Origin of the sequence: Streptomyces sp., assembly GCF_031178505.1 — a bacterium.
Classification (GTDB): Bacteria; Actinomycetota; Actinomycetes; order Streptomycetales; family Streptomycetaceae; genus Streptomyces; species Streptomyces gulbargensis.
The window spans coordinates 1-4568 of record NZ_JAPSIW010000578.1 but is presented as its reverse complement, the minus strand read 5'-3'; the positions used below and the strand labels follow the sequence as shown (position 1 = coordinate 4568).

Genomic DNA, 4568 nt, shown 5'->3' with positions numbered 1-4568 from the left:
GAGGAGAGCGACATGGCGCAGCGCCAGCGGAAGGTCATGGCGGCCGAGGCGGCGATCCTGCGGACGGACGCGGTCGTGCCGCTCGTCCACGAGAAGGTCGTCCAGGGCATCGCCGCCGGTGTCGAGGGCGTGACCCTCGACCCCCGCGAGCGCGCCCTGATCACCCTCGACACCCGCCGCAAGTAACGGGAATGAGCAGCGTGTACGGTTCCGCGTCCGCCCGCCGGCCATGGCCACGGCCGGGCGCGGGCGCCGGACGGGTGGCGGCCGGGGCGGCGGTCCTGGCCGTCGTCGCCCTGCTGCCCTGGCTGTCCCGGACCGATCCGGCCCTCACCGTGCTGCGGGCCCGCTCCGCCGACCAGGACCCCACACCTGCCGAACTCGCCGCCGTACGCGACGAGCTCGGACTGGACGAGGGGCCCCTCACCCACTTCACCGCGTGGCTCGGCGGTCTGCCGCGCGGCGACGCCGGCACCTCCTGGGTGTCAGGGGAACCCGTGCTGCCGCGGGTGACCGCCGCGTTCGGGGTCTCGCTGACCCTCATGCTGGGCGCGCTCCTCGTCACCGTCCTGGTCGCCGCCGGGATCTGCGCCCGCACCCTGCGGCTCGGGGCGCGGCGCGAGCTCCGCGCGGAACGGTCCGGCACCACGGCGGCCGTACTGGCCGCGCTGCCCAAGTTCCTCCTCGCCTCCCTGCTCGCCCTGGTCGGCGGGGTGTGGCTGGGCTGGTTCCCGTCGAGCGGGTGGGAGGGTCCGGCGTCGATGGTGCTGCCCGCCCTCGCCCTCGGCATCCCGTCGGGCGCGATGATCGGCGGGCTGCTCGACCAGGCGCTGCCGGCCGCCTTCCGCGAACCGTGGTCCAGGACCTGGCACGCCGTCGGCTTCCCGCCCGGGCACGTCGCCCGGCACGCACTGCGCCGCGCCCTGCCCGGCGTCCTGCCCCAACTGCTGCCGACCGTCGTCGCCCTGGTGGGCGGCGCGGTCGCGGTGGAGCAGATCTTCAACGTCCCCGGGCTCGGCCGGCTCGCCCTCGACGCCGCCGTCGCCCAGGACCTGCCGCCGCTCCAGACGGCGACCCTCACGCTCGTACTCCTCGGCACCGGCGCCGGCCTCCTCGTCCAGGCGCTGCGCCGGGCCCTCCTCGGACGCCCGCTGCGCGACGGCGCCCTGCCCACCCTGCCCCCGCCGCCCGAGGCGACCACCGGACGCGCCCGGCGCCTCCTCGCCGCGGGGTGCGCCCTGGTCCTCGTCGCGCTCGTGGTGGCGGGTCTGCTGCGCGACCCCCTGCACGTCGACACGGCGGCGCGGCTCCTGCCGCCCGGCCCCGCCCATCCGCTGGGCACCGACTCCCTCGGCCGTGACCTGCTCGCCCGGCTCGGCCACGGCGCGCTGCGGACCGCCGGGGTGGCCCTCGCCGTGACCCTGGTCAGCGCCCTGACCGGCCTGCTCCTGGGCTTCCTGCCGCGTCTGACCGCCGGGCTGACCGAGGTGGTCGCGACCATCCCCGCCGTCCTCGCGGGACTCCTCGTGACGGCCGCCGCCGGCCCGTCGGTCTGGGGGGCCGCCTGCGCCGTCTGCGCCGTCGGATGGACCCCGTACGCGGCCCAGAGCGCCGCCCTGTACGAGCAGGAGCGGGCGAGCGGCCACATCGCCGCCACCCGCTCCCTCGGCGCGGGCAGGCTCCACCTGCTCCGCCGCCACCTGCTGCCCGCGCTGACCCGTCCGCTGCTGCGCAACGCGCTGCTGCGGCTGCCCACCACGGTCCTCGTCCTGGCGTCCCTCGGTTTCCTCGGCCTCGGCGAGCAGCCTCCCACCCCGGAGTGGGGCCGCCTGCTCTCCGAGAACCAGCCCTACGCCGAACTCGCCCCCTGGACCGTGCTCGCCCCGGCCGCGGCCCTCGTCCTCCTGTCCGTCCTCGCGGTCTCGACCTCGGCCGCCGCCCCCCAATCCGCCCCGACCGCACGACCGTCAGTACCGAAGCCGTCCCCGACCCCGGAGAGGCACCACTGAAAACGCTCACTGCTCCGGCGGCGTCCCGGACGCCCGCTCCCGTCCTCCTTCGCCCCGAACTGTGACCGGCATGTTCTTCCGCGTCGACGGCTTTTGAGCTGTCGACGCGGAAGGACACGGGGGGTGAGGGGCAGCAAGCTGGAGTCATGACGGGGAGCAGCCCTCCGCGGCAGGGCGTGGAAACTGATCAACGCCCGCCGGTCTCCGAAGGGGCCTGTCGGCAGGGAACCACGCTCGTCCGCCACTGGGCTCGCCCGACGCCAGGACCCCCATTTGTCCTGAGGACGTCGGGCGGGAGGATGTCGGCGAGGGCAGGCCGTGGAGCGCTGGCGCCGAGCCGAACGGCATGCGGAGATACGGCCGAGCGAACCCGCTTCGGACGTCGGCCGCGAGGAGGAAACACCAGGTCAGCGCGCCCTCCCCCGCGCCTTCAGCGGGGTGTTGGGGAGTTCCGGGGCCGGCAGCGGAGCGCCGGCGTAGCCCTTGACCTCGCCGAAGCGGTCGCCCGTCATCCAGTCCTCGCGGGCCTGGCGGATCTCCTCGTCCGTGCGGGCGACGAAGTTCCACCACATGACGATCTCCTCGCCGAACGGGGGGCCGCCGAGGAGGACGGCCCTGGCCGGGGTGGCGGCCGTGTTGGTGAGGGTGAGGGTGGGACGGCCGGGGGCGGCGTAGCCGAGGTCGGCGGGGCGGAGGGGGGTGCCGGAGAGGTCGAGGGTGCCCTCGTCGACGAGGAGGCCGTGTTCGAAGGCGGGGTCGACGGGGAGGGTGAGGGTGGCGCCGGGGGCGAGGCGGAGTTCCGCGCCGAGGAGCGGGGTGAAGGTGCGGACCGGGGAGGTCGCGCCGGCGAGGGTGCCCAGGAAGACGCGGATCTCGGCACCGTCGCGGCGCACCGGTTCGGGGACGTGGTGCTGGAAGTCGCGGGGGGCATGGCGATGGGCGCCGGGGAGGGCGACCCAGAGCTGGACGCCGTGCAGGACGGTGGTGGCGGGGGTGGAGACCTCGGAATGGCTGATGCCGTGCCCGCCGGTCATGAGGTTGACCTCGCCGGGGCGGACGAAGGCGTGGGTGCCCAGGCTGTCGCGGTGCTCGATCTCGCCGGTGAACAGCCAGCTCACGGTTTGCAGGCCGGTGTGGGGGTGGGGTGCGACGTCCATGCCGCCGGAGGTGGCGACCTCGTCGGGCCCGTAGTGGTCGGCGAAGCACCAGGCGCCGATGAGGCTACGGGAGCGCTGGGGCAGGGTCCGTCGCACGGTCATCGCCCGGGGGCCGCCCAGGGGGACCTCTCGGGCGGTCAGCACCTCGACCTCGGCATGGCTCATTTCCGACCCCTTCACACCCTGCTTAGTTTTCATTTCAACAACTTGGGATGATCATAGCCCTGACGAGGGTTCCTTACAGGAGCCGGCGGAACAAGGCCCGTCGGGGCGGCGAAGGAGTACGGCATGGACGGCACGGCAGGAACCCGAGCACGGCGGGTCTTCGTGGACAAGCAGAGCCCCAAGGCGTACCACGCCCTGGTGCAGACGGCCGAGGCGGTGCGGGCGACCGCGGCCGAGGCGGGGCTCGACCGGATCCTGGTCGAGCTGGTCAATCTGCGCGTCTCCCAGATCAACGGCTGCGCCGCCTGCCTCGACGTGCACACCCGGGCCGCGCTGCGCGCCGGCGAGACGACCCGCCGTCTCGGGGTGCTGCCCGCCTGGCGGGACACCGAGCTGTTCACGCCCCGGGAGCGGGCCGCGCTGGGCCTGGCCGAGGCGGTGACCGACCCCGCCGACGCCTCCGCCCAGGAACGGGCGTACGCCGAGGCGCGCGAGGTGCTGGACGAGGAGGCGATCTCGGCCGTGATCTGGGTCGCGATCACCATCAACGCGTTCAACCGCGTGTCGATCCTCAGCAAGCACCCGGTACGCGAGTCGCCCCAGGCGTGAGCGACGCCGCCCCCGGGGCGCGAAGGCCCGGGGGCGGCGTGGCCGGAGCGGCGTGGCCGGAGCGGCGTGGCCGGTGCCGTCTACGCGGTCCCCCGCGGCACGTCGAAGCGGGTGAAGGCGCTCCGCTTCGGCAGCCGGTAGGTCTCGCGACCGGTGACGGCGTTGAGGATCGTGGCGTTGCGTACGGCTCCGATGTCCAGGTTCGGCGCCGAGACGCCGTGGGAGTGGACCTCGGCATTGGCGACGAAGACCCGTCCCGTGACGCCGTCCGCGAGCTCGACGGAATGGTCGAGCCGCACCTTGTACCGGCCCCGGTCGTCGCGCCGGATCAGGCCGTCCACCGGCTCCAGGAAGTCGGGCACGCGGTTGCGGTAGCCGGTGGCGGCCACGACGAGGTCCGTCGTGTGCTCGAAGCGCTCGCCGGAGTCGCGGTGCCGGCAGACGAGGACCGTCCGCCCCGACGCCTCGGTCCTCGCCGCCTCCACGGTGGTGCCGATGCGAAACTCCACGTCGGCGAGGCCGTGTTCGAGTTGACGCCGGTAGAGCAGTTCGTGGATCTCGTCGAGGGTGTCGGTCGAGATCCCCTTGTAGAACTGCCACTGCTCGCCGACGAGCCGGTCCCGTGCCT

At 74.4% G+C, this 4568-nt stretch carries 4 protein-coding genes and 1 pseudogene; 3 read left to right on the top strand and 2 right to left on the bottom strand.

What is annotated here, in order from left to right:
- Both RIF68_RS28185 and RIF68_RS28180 read left to right on the top strand, forming a co-directional pair.
- Positions 1 to 186, top strand: a pseudogene (locus RIF68_RS28185) (ABC transporter substrate-binding protein); the annotation flags it as partial.
- Positions 187 to 191: 5 nt separating this feature from the next.
- Positions 192 to 2009 carry an ABC transporter permease subunit gene (locus RIF68_RS28180; protein ID WP_309054118.1) on the top strand — a complete coding sequence of 606 codons (1818 nt, stop codon included), beginning with the start codon at positions 192 to 194 and terminating at the stop codon, positions 2007 to 2009.
- A 407-nt stretch (positions 2010 to 2416) separates the two neighbouring features.
- Here the strand turns inward: RIF68_RS28180 and RIF68_RS28175 are convergent, their stop codons facing one another.
- Positions 2417 to 3331: a pirin family protein gene (locus RIF68_RS28175; protein ID WP_309054117.1), complete on the bottom strand. Its 915-nt coding sequence runs from the start codon at positions 3329 to 3331 to the stop codon at positions 2417 to 2419.
- A gap of 123 nt (positions 3332 to 3454) precedes the next feature.
- On the opposite strand from RIF68_RS28175, the gene RIF68_RS28170 reads away from it, so the two are divergent.
- Positions 3455 to 3940, top strand: coding sequence for a carboxymuconolactone decarboxylase family protein (locus RIF68_RS28170; protein ID WP_309054116.1), 486 nt, complete (start codon positions 3455 to 3457; stop codon positions 3938 to 3940).
- Between the two features lie 80 nt (positions 3941 to 4020).
- On the opposite strand, the gene RIF68_RS28165 is transcribed toward RIF68_RS28170, so the two are convergent.
- A partial coding sequence (locus RIF68_RS28165) for a SidA/IucD/PvdA family monooxygenase (protein WP_309054115.1) occupies positions 4021 to 4568 on the bottom strand: 548 nt, incomplete at its 5' end.

Coding starts and splice junctions, on each gene's coding strand:
- RIF68_RS28180 (WP_309054118.1), top strand. CDS start 192: ATGAGCAGCGTGTACGGTTCCGCGTCCGCCCGCCGGCCATGGCCACGG.
- RIF68_RS28175 (WP_309054117.1), bottom strand. CDS start 3,331: ATGAGCCATGCCGAGGTCGAGGTGCTGACCGCCCGAGAGGTCCCCCTG.
- RIF68_RS28170 (WP_309054116.1), top strand. CDS start 3,455: ATGGACGGCACGGCAGGAACCCGAGCACGGCGGGTCTTCGTGGACAAG.